Here is a 22954-nt window from a genome sequence, read left to right as displayed (position 1 = left end):
GGTGATCGACGGGCCGCCCGGCCCCGAGGACGACGAGCCGGACCGGGCCCACCCCGGGCAGCTGCGGCCGACGTCAGCCGGGGCGATCGCCGCGTGGGCGATCGCGGGACTGGTCGGCGGCTGGCTGCTGCGGCCGATCGCCGAGCGGGTGCGCGACACCGCCCCGATCGTCACCTGGGCGCAGCCGCTGGCGCTGCTGCTGGTGGCGGCGATCCTGGGAGCGACGGCGTACCTCACCTGGCGCGAGGTCCACGTGCACCACCGGCGCCTCGACCCGCACCGCGCCGTCAACCGCCTCGTGCTCGCCCGCGCGTGCGCCCTGGTGGGTGCGCTGGTGGCCGGCGGCTACCTCGGGTACGCCGTCAGCTGGCTCGGCATCGACACCGAGCTGGCCGACCAGCGGGTGTGGCGCTCGGCCGCGGCGGGTCTCGCCGGCGTCGCGATCGTCGTCACAGCGCTGCTCCTCGAGCGCGCGTGTCGCATCCGATCGGACCCCGATCACCTCTAGCCTGCCCCTATGGCTTCCCCGCGCTCCACCCGGCGCCGTCAGCGCAGCACCCGGCTGACCGTCGCTGTCGCCCTGCTCGCGCTCGCCGCCGTCGCGGTCCTGGGCGCCATCGTGAGCGGCTCGTGGCTCCTGGTCACCCTGGCCGCCGCCCTCGGCGTGCTCCTCGGCGCCGCCTCCACCAAGATCACCCACACCGAGCTGGTCACCGCCCGCCACGACGCCGCGCGCGACCGTGCGGAGCAGGCGCAGGCCTACCGGCGCCTCGCCGACGAGCGGGCCGCGGAGAACGCCACGTTCGTCGCCGCCATGCACGACAAGCTGTCGCGCCACGAGGTCGCGGTCGCCGAGCTCGAGGGTGCGCTCACCGCCGCCCAGCAGCGGGCCGCCGACGCGACCCGCAAGCTCAACGCCGAGGCTCGGCGGGCCGACGCGGCCGAGCGCCACGGCCGAGACCTCGAGGAGCGCCTCGGGCAGCGGCTCGCCGAGGGTGAGGAGCTGGCGGCCGAGGCCGTCGGACTTGTCACCGAGCTCGAGGCGGAGCTCGACGTCGCGCGGGCCGAGCTCGTCACGGTCACGCAGGCCTGGCGCGCGGCTCAGGCCGCCCAGCGCCGCCACGCCTGAGCCGAAGGTCACGTCCGCGAGCCCGTACGCCGGGTTCGTGCTGCCCGGCTGCGGGCACAATGGACGACTGTGATCCCCGACGAGAACCGGTTCGAGAGCAATCCTGACGCAGCCCTGGGGGGCGTCTCCGGTCTGCCGGAGGGGTGGACGGTCGGCACCCCTGACCCCGCCGACCGCTTCGACGTGGCTCGCCTGACCCGACTGCTCCGGGCCCATGAGCGGCACGGCCGCGGATGGGCCGGCGCCGGCGTCGACGACGTGCTCGTCGAGGTCTCGGAGCGCGGCCTGAAGATGCGGGAGAACGTGGTCGTCCGCGACGAGGCCGGCGAGATCCGGGCCTGGGGCAGCGTGCACGACCGGTCGGTCGGCCGGATGCTCTTCGTGCACGTGGTGGAGCGGGAGCTGCCCGACGACGTCGCCGACCGCTGCTCGGACCTGCTGCTCGAGTGGGCCCAGGCGCAGGCGCGCACGGTCGGCGCGGCCCGGGGCCTGGACATCCAGCAGATCGACACCGGCGCCTTCCCCGACGACGAGCGGCAGGCCCGGTGGCTGACCGCGGCCGGGTTCGAGCGGGTCCGGACCTGGTGGCAGATGAGCAGGCCGGTCCAGCCGGCCGAGGCGGGTCTGGTCCCCTCACCGGAGCACTGGGAGCAGGACGGCGTCGTCGTACGCCTGGTCCGCCGCACCGGTGACGGCCTGCCCGACCGCGACGACCTGCGCGGGGTCCACGAGGTGCTGGAGAGCGCCTTCGTCGACCACTTCAACTCCAGCGAGGAGACCTTCGAGGAGTTCCTCTTCCGGCTCCGGGAGGACCCCGGCCACCGCTGGGACCACTGGTGGCTGGCCGAGCTGGTCGACGGAGAGGTGCCCCAGCCGGTCGGCGCCCTGGTCGGCACCGTCTCGGAGTCCGGCACCGCTCCGGACGGCTCGTACGTGTCCTACCTGGGGGTCCTGGAGGCCGCGCGCGGCCGCGGGGTCGCCAAGGGACTGCTGCGCACCATCATCGCGGACGCCGCCGCGCGGGGGCGCGACCGCGTCGGGCTCGAGGTCGACGCCGACTCCCCGACCGGGGCCGCCGGCCTCTACACCTCGATGGGCTGGGCGACGAAGTACGTCACCGAGTCCTGGCACCGCGACGTGCCGGTGCCCTGAGCCGGGTCAGAGGCGGTGGACGTTGTCGCCCTCGACGACGCCACGCAGGTCGAGCAGGCGCCGGGCGGAGCGGGTGACGCCCTCGAGGTCGAGCGCCTTGTGGCGCTGCACGAGCACCGTGACGTCCGCGGCGGCCGCTGCGGCCAGCGCGTCGGTCTCCTTGCGCACCCCCTCGACGGCCCACGACTCGACGTGCGGGTCGAAGTAGCTGACCTCGGCGCCCAGCTCGAGGAGCCGCTCGGCCAGGGGCTCGGCCGGGGTCTCGCGCTGGTCGGAGATGTCGGCCTTGTAGGTGATGCCGAGAAGCAGGATCTTGGCGCCGTTCACGGCCTGGGAGCTCTGGTTGAGCAGGTCCTGGATCCGGCGTACGACGTAGCCGGGCATCCCGGTGTTGATCTCCTGCGCCAGCTCCACGAAGCGGAACGGGTAGCCGAGCTGCTCCTGCACGCGGTGCGAGAGGTAGTTCGGGTCGATCGGGATGCAGTGACCGCCGACGCCGGGGCCGGGGTAGAAGGCCTGGAAGCCGAAGGGCTTGGTGGCGGCGAGGTTGATGACGTCCCAGAAGTCGATGCCGAGCTCGTGGGAGAACTGCACCATCTCGTTGACCAGCGCGATGTTGACGTGGCGGTAGGTGTTCTCGAGCAGCTTGGCCATCTCGGCCTCGCGGGTGCCCTTGGCCACCACGACGGTCTCGGTGAGGCCCGAGTAGAAGGTCTCGGCCTTCTTCGAGCAGGCCGGGGTGAGCCCGCCGACGACCTTGGGGGTGTTCTCGATCGTGTAGGTCTCGTTGCCCGGGTCGACGCGCTCGGGGGAGAAGGCCAGGCAGAAGTCGGTGCCGGCCACGAGGCCGGAGCCCTCCTCGAGGATCGGCCGGACGACCTCCTCGGTGGTGCCGGGGTACGTCGTCGACTCCAGGATGACCAGGGTGCCGGGGCTCAGGTTGGCCGCGATGGTGCGCGTGGCGGACTCGACCATCGACAGGTCCGGTCCACCGGCCGAGCTCAGCGGCGTCGGGACGCAGATGACCACGGTCGTCGCCTGGGCGATCGCGGTCGCGTCCGAGGTGGCGACGAAACCGGCGGCGGTCATCGTGGCGACCTCCTCGTCGGAGATGTCATCCACGTGTGAGATCCCGGCGTTGAGGTTGTCCACCACTCGCTTGGAGGTGTCGAAGCCAACGACCGTGTGCCCACGCCGGACAGCCACCTGCGCGAGGGGAAGTCCGACATAACCGAGCCCGACGACTAGTGTCACCACTGAAATTGCCCTTCCGTCTTGCCATTCCGACGGCTAACCGTCTCACGGACCGGCCGCACGTCCCACATCACACCCTGAGAGAGCAGATGTCCGACCTGGTCCTGCACGTCACCGGCGCCCGTCCGAACTTCCCGAAGGCGGCCCCGGTCGTCAAGGCCCTCGCCCGGCACGGCCTGGCCCAGAAGATCGTGCACACCGGTCAGCACTACGACGACAACATGTCGGCGGTCTTCTTCCGCGACCTCGAGCTGCCCTACCCCGACATCAACCTCGGCATCGGCTCGGGCTCCCATGCGGTGCAGACGGCCAAGATGATGACCGCGCTCGAGGAGACCTTCGAGCAGGAGCGTCCGGCCCTGGTCATGGTCTACGGCGACGTGAACTCGACCGTCGCCGCCGCCCTGGTCGCGGCCAAGCTCGGGGTGCGCTTCGCGCACGTCGAGGCCGGCCTGCGCAGCTTCGACTGGACGATGCCCGAGGAGATCAACCGGGTCGTCACCGACCGGCTCTCCGACCTGCTCTTCGCGACCAGCGTCGACGCGGTCGCGCACCTGGCCCGCGAGGGCGTCGACCCCGACCGCATCCACTTCGTCGGCAACCCGATGATCGACACCCTGCTGGCCCACCGGCACCGCTTCGACGGGTCCCGCGTGGTGCAGGAGTTCGGCCTCGACGGCGCGTACGGCGTCGTCACGCTGCACCGCCCCGGCAACGTCGACGAGCCCGGCGTCCTGGCCGAGCTCGTCGCCGCCGTCCGGGGCGTCGCCGACCAGGTGCCGCTCGTGCTGCCCGTGCACCCGCGCGGTCGCGCCCGGCTGGAGGAGTCGGGGCTCTTCGAGCACCCGAACGTCCACGCCACCGACCCGCTGGGCTACCTGGAGTTCCTCGGCCTCGTGGCCGGATCCGCGCTGGTCGTCACCGACTCCGGCGGCATCCAGGAGGAGACCACCGTCCTCGGCGTGCCGTGCTTCACGCTGCGCCCCAACACCGAGCGCCCGGTCACGATCACCGACGGCACCAACATGCTGGTGACGCCCGCGTCGGTCGGCGGCGCGGTCGCCGCGTCGCTCGCCACCGAGCGCGGCACGACCTGGCCGGTGCCGCCGCTGTGGGACGGGTCCGCGGGCGAGCGGATCGCCCGGATCGTCGCCGCCGAGCTCGCCGGCTAGTCCGGGGCCCGTCGGCCGAGGCGTCCCAGCCGCCGCCGGACGGGCGAGACGAGCCTCGACACCCGGAAGACGGGGCTGGACCGGACGGCTTCGAGCTCGTCGCTCGCGCGCTGCTGGTCGGCGCGCGCCCCGTCACGCTCCTGCTCGGCGGCGAGGAGGGCCTGCCGCAGCTCCGCGGTGGTCGCCGCGGCGCGTGCCAGCTCCGACCGCAGCAGCTCGACCTCGTCGTCGGCGTCGGCCCGCTCGGGTGGCGGCGTGACACCGCCGATCAGCTCGACGGTGCGCGGGTCGAGCGCCGGACCACCCGCCGCGACGACCAGCACCGGGACGCCACCGACCCACCGGGTCTCGACGACGCCCAGCCCGGCTCCGGTGACCGCGGCGGCGTCCGGCCGGCTCGCGAGGTCCAGGGCCAGCACGGCCTCGGGCGCGGCGGCGAGCGCATCTGCGGCACGGACCAGCAGGTCCGGGCCGCTCGCCCCGGGCAGCAGGACCAGCGCATCCCCGAGCGGGCCGGCGTCGGTGAGGTCGGGGACGACCACGACGTCGGGGGCCACGTCACCCAGCCGCTCCAGCACCGGCGCCGGGTCCTCGGTCACCACGATCACTCGGTACGGCGTCGCCACGGATCATCACCTCGGGGGGCGTCGCCCCTGGGGGTGGCGCCGGGTCGTCGTTAAACTGCGCGCGGCCCGGTGGAAACGGCCCGGGTCATCGTAGATCACTGGAGGACTGCGCCATGGCGCATGCGAGCGACGGCGCCACGGTCCGGCCACAGGTGTCGGTCGTCGTGCCCAGCCTCCGCGAGGTCGACCAGATCGGGCGCTGCCTGGACTCGCTCGCCGCCCAGACGCTCCCCGGCGAGCAGTACGAGGTGGTCGTCGTGCTGCACGGTCGCGAGGGGACGCCGGCCGGCGCGGCCGCGGCCCGGGAGCGGCACCCCGCCCTGCGGCTGCGGACCGTGCGCAGCGCCGACCCGAGAGGGGCGCGCGCCCGCAACCTCGGCATCGCAGCGGCCGTCGGCCGGCTGGTCACCTTCGTCGACCCCGACGACCGGGTCGGGCCCGGCTACCTGCAGGCGCTGCTCGGAGCGGCGGAGCCGGGGGTGGTGCCGGTCGCCCCCGTCGCCGAGGTGGTGCCGGGGGCAGACCCCGACCTCGACACCGACCTCGCTCGCCGCCTGCGGCCGCGGGTGGGGACGACCGGCCCGGTCGACGGGGACAGCGCGGTCCTGCGATCGCTCGCGGGCACGCTGGTGCCCACGGCGTACGCCCGACGCGTGGGCTTCGACGAGGACCTGCGCAGCGGGGACGACCTCGTCTTCTGGGCGGACCTTTACGCGCGGGTGCCCTTCGGCCTGCACGTCGGCGCGGTGGACGAGGACGCGGCGTACCACCGGACGGTCACGACGCCGGTGAGCGAGCCCGGCTTCGAGGAGGCGGTCGAGCCGCTCCTCGACATCATCGAGCGACTGGCGTCGCGGACGCCGGCGGCGCCCGACGCCCAGCGGCTCCGGCAGGACCTGGTCGTCTCGGTCACGAAGCGGCTGGCGGCGTACCTCGACCGTCATCCCGGCGACCAGCAGCGGGTGCTCGACGAGATCGACCGCCGAGGTCTGGACACGGCGGTGGACCGGCGGGTGCTCCAGGGCGAGATGGCCCACGACCTGGCGATCCTCTACGCCTTCACGCCGTACGCCGACACCAGCGCCGGCGTCGCCGCCCGCCGGGTCCGCGCGCGGGGCGTGATGGTCGACGTCGTGTCCAACACGCTGGACCGGCTCCGGGGCACCGATCCGGGGGCGGACGTCATCGTCGACCGGTACGTCGGGCGGCACCACCGGGTCGCCACCGACGCGGTCGCCTTCCGCTGGCGCCCGGTCGCGGCCTTCTGCCGCGAGGGGCTGGCGACGGTGACCCGGTGGGTGGAGGAGAAAGGCACCTACCGCTCGGTCTACAGCCGGGCCATGTTCCCCGCCTCGCACCTGCTGGCCGCCCAGGTGAAGCTGCGCTGGCCCGGGACGCGGTGGATCGCGGAGTTCTCCGACCCGATGCTGTGGGACTCGCGCGGCGAGCGTCGGACCACGGGCGTACGCCGGGGCGCGCTGCTGACCGAGCTGACCGAGGGCCTGGTCGCGCACGGCGTGCGGGTGCCGGACGACCTCGACGTCCCGCACCTCGTCGAGCTGGTCACCTACGCGCTGGCCGACGAGATCCACTTCACCAACGAGCTCCAGATGGAGTTCATGCTGGGCTATCTGCCCGAGCAGGAGCTGGTCGAGAGCATCCGCAGCCGGGCGGTCGTCGACCACCACCCGACGTTGCCGCCGGACTTCTACCACCGCGTCGTCACGCCGGTGGAGCGCACGCCGGGCCGGGTCAACCTCGCCTACTTCGGCGCCTTCTACACCACGCGCGGGCTCACCGAGATCGTCGACGCGCTCGGTGCCCTCGAGCCCGACGAGCGGGCCCGGATCGTGCTGCGCGTCTTCACCGCCGACCCCGAGGAGCTCACGGCCGAGGTCGCGGCCAAGGGGCTGGCCGACGTCGTCGAGGCCGGTCCGTACGTGCCCTACCTGGAGTTCCTCAACCTCACGACGAAGATGGACGTGCTGCTCGTCAACGACGCCCGGACCAAGCCGCACTACCCGGTCAACCCCTACCTGCCGTCCAAGTGGTCGGACTACGCAGGCAGCGGCACCGACGTCTGGGCGGTGGTCGAGCCGGGCAGCATGCTCGACTCGATGAGCACGGCGTACCGCTCCGAGCTCGGCGACGTCGCGGGCGCGACCGCCCAGCTGCGCCGGATGATCGCCGACCTCAGTCGGTGAAGAAGGCGGCCACGGCGCGCGCCGAGGCCGCGCCGTCCTCCGCACCGTTGAACCGGCGGTTGATCTCGGCGATCGCGTCGTGCTGCTCCGCGGCCAGTCGCGGGAGGTCGCGCAGCCGGTCGACGACCTCCTCGGTGGTGCTCAGCTGCGGGCCCGCGACGGTGTCGTCGTACGCGAAGAGGGACGGCCGGACGCGCAGGTAGTGCTCCCGGTCGGGGACGAAGCAGACGGCCGGCCGGCCGGTCAGCGCCCAGTCGAAGCGCAGGCTCGAGTAGTCCAGGATCGCTGCGTCGGCCGTGAGGAGCAGGCCGGCGAGGTCGGGGTGGTCGGTGACGTCGACGACGGAGGTGCCGCGGACGGCGCGCAGCGACTCGCGACGATCCAGCGGGTGCGCCCGCAGCAGGACGACGTGGTCCGGGCCGAGGCCGCGGGTCAGCCGGTCGAGGTCGAGCTCGGCGAAGAGGCCGGCGCTGGGCACCCGCGGACTGAGGGTGTCGCGGTAGGTGGGTGCGTAGAGGACGACGGTGGCGTCCTCCGGCAGGCCGAGACCGGCGAGGACGTCGCGGCGGGTGCTCTCGCGGTCGCGGCCGAGGACCAGGTCGCAGCGCGGTGAGCCGGTGGTGATCGTCGGCCCGGCGTACGCGAACTCGCGCCGGTAGAGCTCGGCGGCCGCCTCGTCGGGCGCCAGGACCGCGTCCCACTCGCGCTGTCGGCGGGCGGTCTCGCGCTCGATCCGCGCCTCGGAGAGGCCCTGGTGCTCCCACAGCGACCGCCCCATCGCCTTGAACGGGCGACCGCGGAAGGTCTGCAGGAGCCGCTGGTGCGGCCGCTTCTCGACGTAGGTGTCGAGGTCGCCGTCGACGCAGAGGTAGCGGCTGGTGCGCAGCACGTCGTACCAGGCCGGTGAGCCGATCACGACCGGGACCGATCCCTGCGGGGCGGCGAGCTCGTGGCTGCGCACGCCCCAGAAGCGCACCAGCTCGGGACGCTTGCGGGCGAGCTCCCGGTCCAGGGCGAACGGGTGCCCGTCGACCTGCCAGCCGTCGGCGGAGACGAGGAGCACCGAGTCGGTCGGCACGCCGTCGGCGGGGCCGCTGGCGTGGCGGTACGCCGTGCGCAGCAGCTGCTGCCCGCGCGTGGTGCCGTCGCGCTGGCTGAGCGGCGGTGCGACGACCGTGCCGAGGTGGCCGGTGCGCCGCACGCGCAGGTTGAGGCGCAGGTCGCCGTCGACCTCGGCGGCCGGCAGCCGTGCGCCCAGCTCGTCGGTCGGCTGGGCGACCAGCACGGTGCCGTCGGCCAGCGTGACCTCGAGCCGGTAGTTGCCGGTCGGCACCACGGTGGCGGTGCCGGTGCCCCACCGGTCGACGCGGCGCGGGAAGACCAGCAGGACCCCGTCGCCCAGCTGCTCGACCTCGGCGGTGTCGTGGCGGGCGTGGTCGGAGACGAGGGCGCCCGCGCGCACCTCGGCGGGGCCGAGCGCGGCCGCGTCGAGCTCGTAGGTCACGGTGGCGGCGTCGACCCGCACCTCGCGCACGGCCGCGCGCCGAGCGTCGGCGAGGACCTCCAGGTGGCCCCGGGGGCTCGTGGTCCACCCTGACCGGTCGGGGCCGGGGCGCCCGTCCGGCTCCACGGCGGCCGGCGGCACCGGCACCTCCTGACCGTCCGCCACCCGGGCGAGCAGCTCGCCGCGCACCCAGGGGGCATCGCCCGGCAGGGCGATCTCGAACCGGCCGTCCGTCGTCAGGTCGCCCGCGACCCGGCGGTCGCCGGGGCGCAGCGCCAGCGCGACGCCCCGGACGTCTCCGACGAGCCGTCCGGACACGGTCCCCGGCCCGGAGCGACCGGGCTCCGCGGACACCGGCACCGGGGCGACGACGATCTCCAGGCCGTGGTCCGCCAGCACCGGCCGCACCAGGACGGAGCCGTCGACGACCCGCGCGCGCAGCCGGGCGGCGGGGGAGCCCTCGACGGCGGAGTGCAGACCGCCCTCGCGGACCACCTCGCCCTGGCGGACCCGCAGGCGGAGCGACCACGTCGTCGGGGTGGTCGGAGTGGTCGTGACCAGCCGGGCCAGGTCGACGGAGACCTCGAACCCGGACTCGTCGTAGTCGGCGGTGGCGGCGCGGACGAGCGCGGTGACACCCGGCCCCGAGACGGCCCGGGGCTGGAGGTCGAGCCGGGTGCCCGTGGCGTCGTCGTGCAGCCAGGCCTCGATCGCGGGCGGGTTGCCGACGCTGCTGAGTCCGCGCACCACGACGTACCCGCTGAGGTCGAGGGTCCGGTCGGTCCACGTCGCGGAGCGCAGCCCGGCGTCCAGCCTCGACTCGTGGCGGGCGAGACCCCACAGCGCGCGTGGGACCAGGTCGACGAACGGCGCCTCGTCGTCGAGCCGCGCCATCAGGCGCTGTCCCTCCGCGGACACCGCCGGGTGGCGGCCATGGGTGCGGAAGTACTCGTCGGTGTCGACGATCGTGTCCCACTCGCCGTGGGCGCACAGCCACGACCGCACCTTCGAGACGAAGCGGACCTCGCCGAGGGCCGCCTCGGTGGCGCGCTCCAGCATGGTGGCGAAGGCGGCCGCCAGGACGTTGCGGTACATCTCGCCCGCCGCCAGCGCCGGCTCGATGAACGGCTGGAAGTCGATGTCGAGGGTGCGCGCGACCCAGGCGTCGTACGCCGTCGCCGACGCCTCGGCGCGCAGCAGGTCGTGGGCCTCCTCCTTGACCGCGATCCGGTCGAGGAGGTTCTCGATGTCGGCCTTCTGCTGGCCGGTCGAGGTGTTGTCCTCCCGCATCCGCCAGCGGTAGGTCACCCGGGCGAGGAGGTCGAAGCGCTCGGCGCGCACGTAGGCGGCCAGCATCGGCACGTGGTCCTCGTAGGCGATGTGGCCGCGGAAGGGCGGCACCCGGTCGCGCCAGAAGGCCGTCCGGAACATCCGGTTGCAGGCGATGATGTCCTGCATCGCGTCCGGCGACTCGTCGAGCGTCGTGCCCAGCCGGTCGTGGTCGTGGACGGTCGCCCACGAGGTGCCGAAGACCTTGCGGTGCGTGAAGCGCCGCACGGCTCCCACGCACAGGTCGGAGCCGCTTCGGCGCAGGGTGTCGACCATGTGGGCGTACGCCGTACGCGGCACGACGTCGTCGGAGTCGCAGAAGGTGAGGAACTCGCCACGTGCCAGCGCGACGGCCGCGTTGCGGGCGATGCCCTGCCCGGAGTTCGGCTGGGTCAGGACGCGCAGGCGAGGGTCGCGGGCGGCGTACGCCGCAAGGACCTGCGGCGAGCCGTCGGTCGACCCGTCGTCGACGGCGATCACCTCGAGCTCGGCCAACGACTGCGCCAGCACGCTGTCGAGGCACTCGGCGAGGTAGGCCTCGACGTTGTAGACCGGGATCACCACGGTCAGCACCGGCTCGGCGGGGCTCGCGGGCCGGTGGCGTCGCGCCGAGCGGAGCACGCGACGGGCGACCGCGGTGGATCGGTGGCGCAGCTCTCGGTCTGACATCTGCCTGTCTTCGCGTCCGGCGGAGTACGGGCGCAGCGTAGCCCAGTCCACGCGGGATACGATCAGTCGTTCAGCCGACTGAAGAGGGGCCTGTTTCTTGCGTTCACGTCAGCGCGTCGAGCGTGCTCTCGTCAAGGTCGGCAAGTCCACCCCGGTGGCGATCCGCGGTCCGCTCGGTCGGGCGACGCGCACGCTGCGCGGGCGGTGGAAGGGTCCCCGGGTCACGATCGTGGTGGCGGTCAGCGACACCGAGACCAGCCGCGTCGCGTCCTGCATGAAGTCGATCCGCGGCCAGGCCTACCCCAACCTCGACGTCCTGGTGGTGCCGTACGGCCCCGCGACCGGTGCGCTCGCCTCCGTGCGGCCGGAGGCTGCCGAGGACTGGCGGATCCGGGTGGCGCCGCCCGAGAGCGACCTGGCGGCCGCCTGGAACGCCGGCGCCAAGCGGGCGCAGGACGGCTACCTGATGTTCGGTCGCGGCGGCGACGACTTCGCGCCCAACGCGATCGCCCGGATGGTCGCGGCGCTCGAGGAGACCGGGTCGGCGATGGCCGTCGGTCGGATCCAGCCGCCGTTCAACCTCAACGCCTCGGTGGAGTCGCCGCTGGAGGCCGCGCACCACACCGAGATCCGGCGTACGACGCTCGCTGCCACCCCTGTGGCGATCACCGACCTCGCCGTCGGCAACCGGATGATCCGGCGCTCGTTCTGGGTCGACGCCGGCCTGCAGTTCGACGCCGAGGACCGGCTGGGCACCAGCTTCGCGCTGTCGACGTACACGCGGGCTCCGGAGTTCGACCTCCTGACCGACCCCAGCTACACCCCGACCGGACGCCGGGAGGGTGTCAGCGTCGGTGCGGTGCGCGACGTCCTCTCCGAGCTCGACCGGTGGCTCGACGAGCGGGAGGCGACGCAGACCGAGGTCGCGGCCCTCGGGCTCCCCGACGTGCTGGACTGGTGGCTGTGGGGCACGCTCGACGCGGCGATCCAGCCGTTCCTCGGCGACATCGAGCGAGCGACGCCGTACCAGTGGGAGCGGCTGCGGGTCGTGGTCGACGAGCTCGTCACCTCCGGCGGCGAGAGCGCCTGGGCGGCCCTGCGCGCCGACTCGCGGGTCAAGCTGTGGCTGGTCCGCGAGGGCAGGCGCGCCGAGCTCGAGGACTACGTCACGTCGCGGCTCTTCGAGAACTCCCACCGCCCGACCGAGGTGAGCGACGGGGTCGTGCTGGCCCGGCTGCCGTTCTTCGACGACCCGGCGGTCGGGGTGCCGCGCGGCGCGTACGAGATGCGCGAGGCGGAGACTCCGTTGTCGGCCGCCCTCTACGCGATCACCTGGGTCGACCCGGAGCGGCTGGAGCTGCGCGGGGCCGCCCGGATCGAGCACGTCGACCTCGGCGACGACACCGAGCTCCGCGCCTGGCTGGTCGAGGGCGGCAGCGGCGAGCGTCGGCCGCTCGAGGTCTCGCGGTACGCCACCTCGAGGGCCAACCTCCTCGACGGGTCGCGCTACCAGGACTACGCGAACGGCGGCTTCACGCTCGCGGTCCCGACCACGGCGCTGGCCGAGCGGGCCCGCGAAGCTGGCCGCCTGGTCACGTGGACCGTCGAGCTGGAGATGCGGGCGCGGGGGCTGGTCCGCACCGGCGCGATCACGCGGATCGAGGAGCGGTTCTCCACCGGGCTGATCGAGACCGGCCACCTCGGCGACCGCGTGCTGGCCGATGCCCGGGTGGGCATCCGCGGCCGGACCGCGGCCAGGTTCCGGCTGGTCGCCCGACCGTCGTCGGCCCCCCAGCTGGTCGACGCGGCCGTCGTCGGGTCCGTGGTCACGGCCACCATCACTCCCGGTCCCGTCGGGGTCGCCGAGCTGCGGGCCGTGGACGACGTCGGCGTCGTCGCGTCCGCGCGCTGCGGCGTCGACGGCGGGCGGGTCGTCGCCACCCTCGAGCTGCCCCGGCCGAGGCCGGGGGACCCCTCGCGCCGGCTCCGGCTGGTCGCGATCGGCCACGACGGCAGCGAGGTGCCGGTCGCCTGGCCCGCAGCGGCTCCGCAGTGGCTCGCAACCGGTGTCGGCGAGGTGGTGCTCAGCCGCACCGAGGACGGCAACGCCGAGGTGGTCGACGCGATCGGCACCCTGGTCGTGGACGACCTGGCGCTGGTCGACGGCGGCATCGACGTCACGGCGCGGTGGCTGGGCGTCGCGCCTGCGCAGTACGCCGTCACCCTCACGGGCGGCCGCGTCACGGTCAGCGGTACGCCGACCGAGGCCGCCGGTCGGCTGCGCGTGCACCTCCCGACCCGCTGGGACGAGTGGACGCTGGGGGCGTCGCTGATCCCGACCGGTCGCTACGAGCTCCGCGTGCACCACGGTCCGAAGGCGGCTCAGCACCAGGGCCTGGCCCTGCTCGGCGAGGACCTGATCGGCCGGCTCTTCGACGTCACGGCCAACGACGACTTCCGGATGCGCCCGGCGCGCGACGACGCGGCTGCGTGCCTCGTCCTGCAGCCCCCGATCGCGGAGACCGACTCCGGCCCGCTCGCCCAGGCGCGGCTGCAGGAGCGGTACCGCACCTGCGACCTGCCCCTCGATGACACGGCCGTCTACCTGCAGTCGTACACCGGGCTGACCGCCACCGACAGCCAGCTCGCGATCCACCACGAGCTGCGTCGTACGCGACCCGACCTGACGATCTACTGGGGGGTCGCCAGCGGCTCCTCGGTGGTGCCGGAGGGCGGCGTACCGGTCCTGATGCGCTCGCGGGAGTGGTACCGCGTGCTGGCGACCGCGCGCTACCTCTGCCTCAACATCGACCCCGAGCGCTGGTTCTCCGTGCGACCGGGGCAGCATTTCCTGCAGACCTTCCACGGCTACCCCGCGAAGTCGATGGGCATCCGGATGTGGGAGAGCAAGGGCTACACCCCCCGCCGGATCGACCTCGAGCTCGCCCGCACCTCCGGCGACTGGACGACGATCCTGACTCCCGCGCCCGAGATGGACGAGCACTACCGGCGCGAGTACCGCTACGACGGCCCGATCCATCACGAGGGCTATCCCCGCGACGACGTGCTCGTCTCGTCGGACGCCGACCGGATCCGCGAGGAGACCCGCGCCCGCCTCGGCATCGCCCCTGGCCAGCGCGTCGTCCTCTATGCCCCGACCTGGCGCGACGACATGGCGACCAACTGGCGCTCGGCCGACGTGGTGCACCACCTGGACGTCGAGGTCGCCAGCCGCAAGCTCGGTCGCGACTACGTCCTGCTGATGCGCGGGCACCGGTTCCACGCCGAGGCGACCGGTGGCGAGTTCGGCGCTCAGCTCATCGACGTCACGCACTACCCGGAGATCAACGACCTGATCCTGGCCTCCGACGTCGCCGTCCTCGACTACTCGTCGCTGCGCTTCGACTTCGCGCTCACGGGCCGGCCGATGATCTTCCTGGTCCCCGACCTCGCGTCGTACGTCGGCGGCGTCCGCGGCTTCCTCTACCCCTTCGAGGAGTCCGCGCCCGGACCGCTGGTCAACACCCCCGACGAGGTCATCACCCTCCTGCGCGACCTCGACGGGCTGCGGCAGCGCTCCGCCGCCCCGCTGGCCGCCTTCCACGAGAAGTACAACTACCTGCAGGACGGGCGGTCGGCCGAGAAGGTCGTGAAGACCTTCTTCGTCTAGCGACGACCGGTGGTCGAGGACGGCCCCACCGGTGGTTGAGGAGGTCCCGGCCCACCGGTGGTTAAGGAGGGCCGCGGCCCACCCGGTGGTTGAGGAGGGCCGCCAGGCCCGTCTCGAAACCCCCGCAGCCCACGCGCGAGGTCGGGTGCGGGGTGGTTTCGAGGCTCAGGCCTGGCGGCCTTCGCACCTCAACCACCGAACGGCGGCCCCTCCGGTGGTTGAGGAGGGCCGCCAGGCCCGTCTCGAAACCCTCGCAGCCGAGGCAGTACGTCGGGATGCGGGGGTCTCGACGACGCTCGCTGGCGCTCGCTGCTCGACCACCGGGGACCGCGGCCCCTCCGGTGGTTGAGGAGGGCCGCTAGGCCCGTCTCGAAGCCCTCGCAGCCGAGGCAGTACGTCGGGATGCGGGGGTCTCGACGACGCTCGCTGGCGCTCGCTGCTCGACCACCGGAGGCTCGGGTGCGGGGTGGTTTCGAGGCTCAGGCCTGGCGGCCTTCGCACCTCAACCACCGAACGGCGGCCCTCCGGTGGTTGAGGAGGGCCGCTAGGCCCGTCTCGAAACCCCCGCAGCCCACGCGCAAGGTCGGGTGCGGGGGTCTCGACGACGCTCGCTGGCGCTCGCTGCTCGACCACCGGAAGCGCCGTCGTACGTCGCCGCCTCACGCGCGGGGCACCGCTAGGGCTGGAGGGCCTCGGTCTCGGCGATGCGGAGGGACTCGAGGGGGTCGAGGCGGCGCAGGTCGATGACGTGGCCGGTGCCGGCCGAGATCAGGGTCTCGAGGGACGCCTTCGCCACGGCGGTGGACTCCAGCAGCGAGCCCGCGGGCTCCTCGCCGAAGGCCTTGGTGCGCATCGGGGTGCCGGTGCGCTCGGGGTTGATGCAGTTGACCCGGATCCGGTCGGCGGCCCACTCGTCGGCGATCGCCTGCGTCAGGTTGACCGTCGCGGCCTTCGCGGAGGAGTAGAGGCTGTAGCCGCTGCGACCGCGGGTGTAGGAGCTCGAGGTGAAGAGCAGCAGGCTGCCGCCGGTGGCGCGCAGCAGCGGGTGGAACTCCTGGGCGATCAGGATCGGCGCGATGTAGTTGATGTCCGTCGCGGCGTAGATCGTCTCGTCGGAGGCCTCCACCAGCGTCCCGCGCGGCAGCACGCCGGCGGTGTTGACGACGAAGTCCACCGACCCGAACCGCTCCACGGCGTCGCGGGCCGCGCTCGCGATGTCCTCGCGGCGCTGCACGTGCGTCTGGGTGGTCGAGCGGCTGTAGGAGGCGACGTTGGCGCCGTACGACGCCGCGAGGTCGGCGATGTCGGAGCCGATGCCGTAGCTGCCCCCGAAGATGACGACCGTCTTGCCCTCGAGCGCTGCCCGCATCGCCTCGTCGCTGCGCATCGCCGGCGCGTCGTTGCCGGTGAGCTGGAAGAGCTTGTCGGCCAGGTAGATGTCGATCGGCTCGGTGACCTTCATGTTGCGCTCGTCGCCGGGCACGACCCAGATCGGGACGTCGGGCAGGTAGCGCAGCACGACGGTGCAGTCGTCGGTCGCCTCGAAGTTCGGGTCCTCGCCGGCGAGGCGGTACGCCGCGCGGATGGTCGACAGCCGGAAGGCCTGCGGGGTCTGGCCGCGGCGCAGGTTGGCGCGCGGGGGGATGTCACGGATCGTGTTGTCCGGTCCGACCTCGATGATCGTGTCGGCCGAGGGGATCGCGACGTCCACGGCGTCGTGGGTGTCCAGGGCGCTGAAGCAGTCGCTGATGATGCGGGCGCTCACCAGCGGGCGTACGGCGTCGTGCAGCAGGACCTTGCAGTCGTCCTCGCCCAGCGCGGCCAGGGCGGCGAGCGTGGTGTCGTTGCGGGTGCCGGCGCCCTCGAGGATCGCCGTGACCTTGCTGTAGCCGCCGTCGCGGACCATCGCGTGCACGGCGTCGAGGTGCCCGGGCGCCATCATCACGACGATCTGGTCCACGTCCGGGTGCCGGTCGAGGATCGCCAGGGTGTGCTCCATGATCGAGTGCCCGGCGATCTTGATGAGCTGCTTGGGGACGCCGAGGCCGACCCTGACGCCCACGCCTCCCGCGAGCAGCACGGCCACGTTCTTGCGCGATCCCGACACGGCACTCCTTCTCAGCACGACAACCGCCGTAGTTTCCCACAGCACTCCGCCGTGCCCCGGCCGCGGGCGTGTGACCCATCGCACGAGGAGCGTCTGTTTCTGCCCGGTGACGCGCGGCGTACGCTCAGGACGTCAGCATCCATAGTCCGGTACCCCACCCGGCTCGGCCCCGCAGTCCTGGGAGCGAGTGGTCGGAGGGACTGGAACGAGAGGTCCTTTCATGACGCTGCACTCCCGGGAGACCGGTCTGCGGGTGGGGGTCGTCGGCGCGGGTCGCGTCGGAGCCGTCCTGGCCGCCGCCCTGCGCGAGGCCGGCCACGAGGTCGTCGCTGCCGCGGGCGAGTCCGACGCATCGCGAACCCGCATCGCGGACCTGCTGCCGGGCGTCCCGACGCTCAAGCCCACCGCGGTGGCGCGGGGCTGCGACCTGCTGCTGCTCACCGTCCCCGACGACATGCTGCGCAACGTCGTCACGACGCTGACCGACGCCGGTGCCATCCGTCCCGGGCAGTACGTCGTGCACACGTCGGGCCGCCACGGTCTCGAGGTCCTGGCCCCGGCCGTCGCGGTCGGCGCACGCGTCGTCGCGATGCACCCCGCCCTCACCTTCACCGGCACCGCGCTCGACCTCGACCGGCTCGCCGGGTGCGTCTTCGGCCTCACCGCGGAGCCCGCCGAGCACGCGCTCGCCGAGTCGCTGGTCGCCGACCTCGACGGCCGCGCGATGTGGGTGCCCGAGGAGATGCGGACGCTCTACCACGCGGGTCTCGCGCACGGGGCCAACCACCTGGTCACCCTGGTGACCCAGGCCATGGAGATGCTCGCCGCCGCCGGTGCCGACGACCCGGCCGGCACCCTCCGCCCGCTGCTGACCGCGGCCCTCGACAACGCGCTCGACCACGGTGACGCCGCGTTGACCGGCCCGATCGTCCGCGGCGACGTCAACACCGTCCGCGCCCACCTCGCCGACCTCCGCGACAACGCCCCGCAGACGCTGCCGTCGTACGTCGCCCTCGCGCGCGACACCCTCAGCCGCGCGGTGACCGACGGCCGGGTGCTGCCGATCCGAGCGGCCGCGATCCTGCGGGCCCTGGACGGAGCCGAGCGGGCGACCGCCGGCACGCGCTCGCCCCTCCGCCGGCGATGAGCGGTACGCCGACCGTCGCCGCCACCCGCGCGGAGCTGGCGGCGCTGCTCGCCCCTGCCCGCGCCGCGGGCAGGACGGTCGGGCTGGTGCCCACGATGGGTGCGCTGCACGACGGCCACGCCAGCCTGATCCAGACGGCTCGCGAGCGCGTGGGCGACGGCCAGGTGGTCGTGTCGATCTTCGTGAACCCGCTGCAGTTCGGCGCCGGCGAGGACCTGGACCGCTACCCGCGCACGCTGGAGGACGACCTCAAGATCTGCGAGCGGGAGGGCGTCGACATCGTCTTCGCGCCGTCGGTCGACGAGGTCTACCCGGGCGGCGACCCGCAGGTCACGGTGAAGCCGGGGCCGCTCGGCAAGGTCCTCGAGGGCAGGACCCGGCCCGGCCACTTCCGCGGCGTGCTGACCGTCGTCGCCAAGCTCTTCGGGCTGGTCCGCCCGGACGTCGCGGTCTTCGGCCAGAAGGACTACCAGCAGCTCGCGCTGATCCGGCGGATGGTGCTCGACCTCAACCTGGCCGTCGACGTCGTCGGGGCCGAGACCGTCCGCGAGCAGGACGGCCTCGCGCTGTCGAGCCGCAACCGCTATCTCGACGAGGAGCAGCGACAGCAGGCTGCGGCCCTGAACCGGACCCTGCGGGCGGCGCAGGAGGTCGAGCGCTACGGCCCCGACGTCGCTCTCGACTCGGCCCGTGCGGAGCTGCGCGCCGCCGACGGCGTGGACCTCGACTACCTCGTCGTCACGGACGCCGACCTCGGCGTCCTGCCCGCCGTCGTACCTCCCGGCACGGAGGCCCGGATCCTGATCGCCGCCCGCGTCGGCTCCACGCGCCTGATCGACAACATGCCGCTCGTCCTGGGGGCACCCGTGGCGTCGCGGGAAGGGACGTCCTGATGCTGCGGACCATGATGAAGAGCAAGATCCACCGGGCCACCGTCACCCAGGCGGACCTGCACTACGTCGGCTCGGTGACCGTCGACGAGGACCTGCTCGACGCCGCCGACCTGCTCTCCGGCGAGCTCGTGCACATCGTCGACATCACCAACGGAGCACGGCTCGAGACCTACACGATCGCGGGCGAGCGCGGCTCCGGCGTGATCGGGATCAACGGGGCCGCGGCCCGACTCGTGCACCCGGGCGACCTGGTGATCCTGATCGCGTACGGCCAGATGGACACCGCGCAGGCGCGTGAGTTCCAGCCCAGCGTGGTCTTCGTCGACGCCGACAACGCCATCCTCGCGACCGGGTTCGACCCGGCCGAGGCGCCCGACGGCTCGGGCCTGGTCCGCGGCGACCGGGTCGCTGGTCGGTAGCGCTAGCCTGCCTCGGTGGTCCTCAACTCAGCCGACACGGTCCCCGTACGACGCGTGCCCGGCCGCCTCCTCGCTCCTGAACCCGGGTGGACCACGACCGCTGACGTCGTCGTGATCGGCTCCGGCATCGCCGGACTGACCGCCGCCCTGCGGCTGCGCAACGAGGTCGACAAGGTCCTCGTGGTCACCAAGGACGTCCTCGCCGCGGGCTCGACGCAGTGGGCGCAGGGCGGCATCGCCGCCGCCCTCGGCCCGGGGGACACCCCGCACGAGCACGAGGTCGACACCCTCGTCGCCGGTGCCGGCGCGTGCGACCGGGCCGCCGTCGAGGTGCTGGTGACCGAGGGGCCCGAAGCCGTGCGCGAGCTGATCGCGCTGGGCACCAACTTCGACCACGACCACCACGGCGAGCTCTCGCTGACCCGTGAGGGCGGCCACCACCGCGACCGGATCGCGCACGCGGGCGGCGACGCCACCGGCGCCGAGATCCAGCGGGCGCTGATCGCCGCGGTCGAGCAGGCTCCGGAGATCGAGGTCATCCAGCACGCCCTCGCCGTCGACCTGATGCTCGCCGAGGACGGCGGGGTCGCCGGCCTCACCCTCCACGTCATGGGCGAGGGGCAGCGCGACGGCGTCGGAGCGGTGCTGTGCCGCGCGGTCGTGCTCGCCAGCGGTGGGCTCGGCCAGGTCTTCGCCCAGACCACCAACCCGTCGGTCTCGACCGGCGACGGGATGGCGGTCGCGCTCCGCGCCGGAGCGGTGCTGCGCGACCTCGAGTTCGTCCAGTTCCACCCCACGGTGATGTACCTCGGCCCCGACTCCCGTGGCCAGCAGCCGCTGATCTCCGAGGCCGTCCGCGGCGAGGGCGCCTTCCTCGTCGACTTCGAGGGCAACCGCTTCATGCAGGGCGTGCACGAGCTGGCCGACCTCGCGCCCCGCGACGTCGTGGCCAAGGCGATCATGCGCCGGATGATCGACAGCGACCACCCGCACATGTGGCTGGACGCCCGGCACCTGGGTGCCGCCTTCTGGGAACGCCGCTTCCCGACCATCCTGGCGACCGCTCGCAGCCACGGCGTCGACCCGGTGACCGATCTGATCCCGGTCGCGCCGGCCTGCCACTACGCCTCCGGCGGAGTCCGCACCGACCTGTGGGGGCGCAGCAACGTCCCGGGCCTCTACGCCACCGGCGAGGTCGCCTGCTCCGGTGTCCACGGCGCCAACCGGCTGGCCTCCAACTCCCTGCTCGAGGGCCTCGTCTTCTCGCGTCGGATCGCGACCGTGCTGCCCGCGGAGCTCCGCCCGCTCCTGCCGCCGGTGGCCGACCCGCGGACCCCCGGCCTGGTCGCCGGCGGCGTACGACGTGAGATGCAGGAGGTGATGACCGCGCGCGTCGGCGTGCTCCGCAACGCCGAGGGACTCGATGAGGCGGGCCTCCGGCTGGACAAGCTCGCCGGCCAGTCGGCGGGCGCGGGGGACCAGGAGTCGTGGGAGACGACCAACCTGATCACCATCAGCGCCGCGCTCGCGGCCGCCGCCTCGCTGCGCGAGGAGACCCGCGGCTCGCACTGGCGCGAGGACTTCCCCGAGCGCGACGACGCCGACTTCGCCGGCCACGTCGACGTCGTCATGGACGACGGTGCGAGCACGCTCGAGTTCGCCCGCGCCCCCGCCAGCGACGTGGGGGCGTGATGCCCCCGAGCGGCCCACGCGTCCTGGTGCTGGTGACCGGTGCCGCCCGCAGCGGCACCAGCACCGCCGCGGGCACCCTGCACCACCTCGGCCTGGACGTCCCCGGACCCTTCATGGACGCCAACGAGTCCAACCCCAAGGGCTTCTACGAGTCCCGCTGGTCCGTGCGCTTCCACAACCAGCTCATCCGCCGGGCCGGCATCAACGCCGTGGACGGCCGACCCGACGCCCTCGAGCGGGTCCACGCCGTGATCGACGACCAGGCGCGCGCCAAGCTCGGCCGCTACCTCGCCCGGCACGAGGACCTTCCGCAGCTCGTGGTGAAGGATCCCCGCAGCGTCTGGACCCAGCACCTGTGGGCCGACGCCGCGCACGCGGCCGGCCGGGAGATCCGCTACCTGTCGATGCTGCGGCACCCGGCCGAGGTGGTGAGCAGCCGCACGACGTACTACGCCCACTATGCGCGCGCCGCCGGCGCGGAGGGGCCGCGCGAGCAGGCGAGCCTCAACCTGATGCGCTGGATCAACACCACGCTGGTGAGCGAGCGGGAGACGCGGGGCGCGGTCCGGTCCTTCGTCGACTACGCCGACCTGCTGCAGGAGTGGCGTCCGGCCCTGTCGCGGGTGGGCGTCGAGCTCGGCCTGCGCTACGACCCGCCGGTCGAGGTCAGCCCGCACCCCGTCGACGACTTCATCGACCCCGGGCTGCGGCGCCACGACGCCTCCTGGGCGGACGTGCCGGTCCCGCACCTCCTGCGGGCGACGGCCGAGCAGGTCTGGGAGAGCTGCTCGGCCCTGGTCGGCCGCGGCGCCTCCGACCCGGGGTCGGAGGCCCGGCTCGACGAGCTCGCCGAGGACTACCGCTGGCTCGTCGCCGACGCCGCCCTGCTGGACCAGGAGGCGCTCTACGAGGCGACCCGGCGGGCCCGGTCCACGGGCGTGCAGGAGGGTCGTCGGCTGGCTGCTGAGGAGGCGGTCGCCGCCGGGTCGGTCCCGGTGGACGAGCTCCGCAGCCGCGAGCTGATGCGCATCGTCGGACGCAGGCTGCTGCGCCGGCCCCCACCCGAGCAGGAAGGCCACCGCCCGTGATCCCCCACCGTCCCCTGGACGCCCTCCCCGGCGAGCTGCTGGCCGAGCTCGGCGCCGCCGGCCTCGACGCGCGCGCCGTCTACGACCAGGTCGTCGCCGCACTCGCAGAGGACCTGCCGGGCGATGACGTCACCAGCGTCGCCACGATCGCCGCAGACGCCCGGGGCAGCGGGGTCTTCGCCGCCCGCGAGCCCGGGGTCGTCGCCGGGCTCGGCGTCGCCGCGCTCGTCTTCCACTACGTCATGGGCGACACCGTCACGGTCTCCGACCGGGTGCCCGACGGCACCCACGTCGAGGCGGGCACCGTCGTGATGCGCGTGTCCGGCCCGACCCGCGGCCTGCTCACCGCCGAGCGGACCGCCCTCAACTACGCCAGCCACCTCTCGGGCGTCGCCACCGCCACGTCGCACTGGGTCGCGGCCCTCGCCGGGACCCGCGCCCGGGTCCTCGACACCCGCAAGACGCTGCCGACCTACCGGGCGCTGCAGAAGTACGCCGTGCGCTGTGGCGGCGGCGTCAACCACCGCTTCAGCCTCAGCGACCGGGCGATGGTCAAGGACAACCACGTGGTGGCCGCCGGCGGCGTGGTGCCGGCCTACCGGGCCGTGCGTACGGCGTACCCCGACCTGCGCGTGGAGGTCGAGGTGACCGACCTCGACCAGCTGCGTGAGCTGCTGGCGGTCGGCTGCACCGAGATCCTGCTCGATAACATGGACGCCGCGACCATGGCCGAGGCGGTCTCGATCACCGACGGACGGGCGACGCTGGAGGCCTCGGGCGGGCTCACGCTGGAGCGCGCCCGCGAGGTGGCCCGGACCGGTGTCGACTTCATCTCCGTGGGTGCGCTGACCCACTCCGTCAAGGTCTTCGACCTCGGTCTCGACCTCACCGAGGGCTGA

General features: G+C 73.5%; 16 protein-coding genes. 12 read left to right on the top strand and 4 right to left on the bottom strand.

Annotation, left to right across the window (positions count from 1 at the left end; genetic code table 11):
- The first annotated feature begins 1 nt into the window (after position 1).
- From N542_RS0107860 to N542_RS0107850, 3 genes are all read left to right on the top strand, one after another.
- The gene (locus N542_RS0107860; protein ID WP_231482556.1) at positions 2–508 is read left to right on the top strand and encodes a DUF3180 domain-containing protein; all 507 of its coding nucleotides are present in this window, start codon (positions 2–4) and stop codon (positions 506–508) included.
- 9 nt (positions 509–517) lie between these two features.
- Positions 518–1129: a hypothetical protein gene (locus tag N542_RS0107855; RefSeq protein WP_028643462.1), complete on the top strand. Its 612-nt coding sequence runs from the start codon at positions 518–520 to the stop codon at positions 1127–1129.
- Positions 1130–1198: 69 nt separating this feature from the next.
- Complete coding sequence (locus N542_RS0107850; protein WP_197025889.1) at positions 1199–2281, top strand: GNAT family N-acetyltransferase; 1083 nt, start codon at positions 1199–1201, stop codon at positions 2279–2281.
- A 6-nt stretch (positions 2282–2287) separates the two neighbouring features.
- On the opposite strand, the gene N542_RS0107845 is transcribed toward N542_RS0107850, so the two are convergent.
- On the bottom strand, positions 2288–3535 hold the full coding sequence (locus N542_RS0107845; protein WP_269319765.1) for a nucleotide sugar dehydrogenase: 1248 nt from the start codon (positions 3533–3535) through the stop codon (positions 2288–2290).
- An 89-nt stretch (positions 3536–3624) separates the two neighbouring features.
- On the opposite strand from N542_RS0107845, the gene wecB reads away from it, so the two are divergent.
- A complete protein-coding gene (gene wecB, locus N542_RS0107840) occupies positions 3625–4707 on the top strand; it encodes a non-hydrolyzing UDP-N-acetylglucosamine 2-epimerase (RefSeq protein ID WP_028643459.1) in 1083 nt (360 codons plus the stop codon).
- On the opposite strand, the gene N542_RS0107835 is transcribed toward wecB, so the two are convergent.
- On the bottom strand, positions 4704–5333 hold the full coding sequence (locus N542_RS0107835; protein ID WP_155992889.1) for a hypothetical protein: 630 nt from the start codon (positions 5331–5333) through the stop codon (positions 4704–4706). The two genes, wecB and N542_RS0107835, sit on opposite strands and share 4 nt — an antisense overlap.
- Positions 5334–5446: 113 nt before the next feature.
- Between N542_RS0107835 and N542_RS26510 the strand changes: the two genes are divergently transcribed.
- Complete coding sequence (locus N542_RS26510; protein WP_051551486.1) at positions 5447–7537, top strand: glycosyltransferase; 2091 nt, start codon at positions 5447–5449, stop codon at positions 7535–7537.
- On the opposite strand, the gene N542_RS0107825 is transcribed toward N542_RS26510, so the two are convergent.
- On the bottom strand, positions 7527–11039 hold the full coding sequence (locus N542_RS0107825; RefSeq protein WP_028643456.1) for a bifunctional glycosyltransferase/CDP-glycerol:glycerophosphate glycerophosphotransferase: 3513 nt from the start codon (positions 11037–11039) through the stop codon (positions 7527–7529). The two genes, N542_RS26510 and N542_RS0107825, sit on opposite strands and share 11 nt — an antisense overlap.
- A 97-nt stretch (positions 11040–11136) precedes the next feature.
- Between N542_RS0107825 and N542_RS0107820 the strand changes: the two genes are divergently transcribed.
- On the top strand, positions 11137–14709 hold the full coding sequence (locus tag N542_RS0107820; RefSeq protein ID WP_155992888.1) for a bifunctional glycosyltransferase/CDP-glycerol:glycerophosphate glycerophosphotransferase: 3573 nt from the start codon (positions 11137–11139) through the stop codon (positions 14707–14709).
- A gap of 676 nt (positions 14710–15385) precedes the next feature.
- Here the strand turns inward: N542_RS0107820 and N542_RS23860 are convergent.
- A complete protein-coding gene (locus tag N542_RS23860) occupies positions 15386–16816 on the bottom strand; it encodes a bifunctional cytidylyltransferase/SDR family oxidoreductase (RefSeq protein ID WP_036506664.1) in 1431 nt (476 codons plus the stop codon).
- Positions 16817–17036: 220 nt separating this feature from the next.
- Between N542_RS23860 and N542_RS0107810 the strand changes: the two genes are divergently transcribed.
- From N542_RS0107810 to nadC, 6 genes are read left to right on the top strand one after another with little or no spacing between them, the layout of a single operon-like run.
- On the top strand, positions 17037–17963 hold the full coding sequence (locus tag N542_RS0107810) for a Rossmann-like and DUF2520 domain-containing protein (RefSeq protein WP_028643454.1): 927 nt from the start codon (positions 17037–17039) through the stop codon (positions 17961–17963).
- Positions 17960–18856 (top strand): pantoate--beta-alanine ligase, encoded by an 897-nt coding sequence (gene panC, locus N542_RS0107805; protein ID WP_028643453.1) that lies wholly within the window; start codon positions 17960–17962, stop codon positions 18854–18856. Before N542_RS0107810 ends, panC begins: the two co-directional genes overlap by 4 nt.
- Positions 18856–19275: an aspartate 1-decarboxylase gene (panD, locus tag N542_RS0107800; protein WP_028643452.1), complete on the top strand. Its 420-nt coding sequence runs from the start codon at positions 18856–18858 to the stop codon at positions 19273–19275. Before panC ends, panD begins: the two co-directional genes overlap by 1 nt.
- A gap of 15 nt (positions 19276–19290) precedes the next feature.
- Positions 19291–20967, top strand: coding sequence for an L-aspartate oxidase (locus N542_RS23855; RefSeq protein WP_231482550.1), 1677 nt, complete (start codon positions 19291–19293; stop codon positions 20965–20967).
- On the top strand, positions 20964–22055 hold the full coding sequence (locus N542_RS0107790; RefSeq protein WP_028643451.1) for a sulfotransferase family protein: 1092 nt from the start codon (positions 20964–20966) through the stop codon (positions 22053–22055). The genes N542_RS23855 and N542_RS0107790 overlap by 4 nt, the downstream gene beginning before the upstream one ends.
- A complete protein-coding gene (gene nadC, locus N542_RS0107785) occupies positions 22052–22954 on the top strand; it encodes a carboxylating nicotinate-nucleotide diphosphorylase (protein ID WP_231482548.1) in 903 nt (300 codons plus the stop codon). Before N542_RS0107790 ends, nadC begins: the two co-directional genes overlap by 4 nt.

It is taken from the genome of Nocardioides sp. URHA0020 (assembly GCF_000620705.1).
In the GTDB taxonomy this organism is placed as follows: Bacteria; Actinomycetota; Actinomycetes; order Propionibacteriales; family Nocardioidaceae; genus Nocardioides.
The sequence above is the reverse complement of the archived record's forward strand: the minus strand, read 5'-3'. Positions and strand labels throughout refer to the sequence as shown.

What these genes read in the sequence shown, in the direction of transcription:
- N542_RS0107855 (WP_028643462.1), top strand. Translation starts at nt 518, where the DNA reads ATGGCTTCCCCGCGCTCCACCCGGCGCCGTCAGCGCAGCACCCGGCTG.
- wecB (WP_028643459.1), top strand. Translation starts at nt 3,625, where the DNA reads ATGTCCGACCTGGTCCTGCACGTCACCGGCGCCCGTCCGAACTTCCCG.
- N542_RS26510 (WP_051551486.1), top strand. Translation starts at nt 5,447, where the DNA reads ATGGCGCATGCGAGCGACGGCGCCACGGTCCGGCCACAGGTGTCGGTC.
- N542_RS0107825 (WP_028643456.1), bottom strand. Translation starts at nt 11,039, where the DNA reads ATGTCAGACCGAGAGCTGCGCCACCGATCCACCGCGGTCGCCCGTCGC.
- N542_RS0107810 (WP_028643454.1), top strand. Translation starts at nt 17,037, where the DNA reads ATGACGCTGCACTCCCGGGAGACCGGTCTGCGGGTGGGGGTCGTCGGC.
- panC (WP_028643453.1), top strand. Translation starts at nt 17,960, where the DNA reads ATGAGCGGTACGCCGACCGTCGCCGCCACCCGCGCGGAGCTGGCGGCG.
- panD (WP_028643452.1), top strand. Translation starts at nt 18,856, where the DNA reads ATGCTGCGGACCATGATGAAGAGCAAGATCCACCGGGCCACCGTCACC.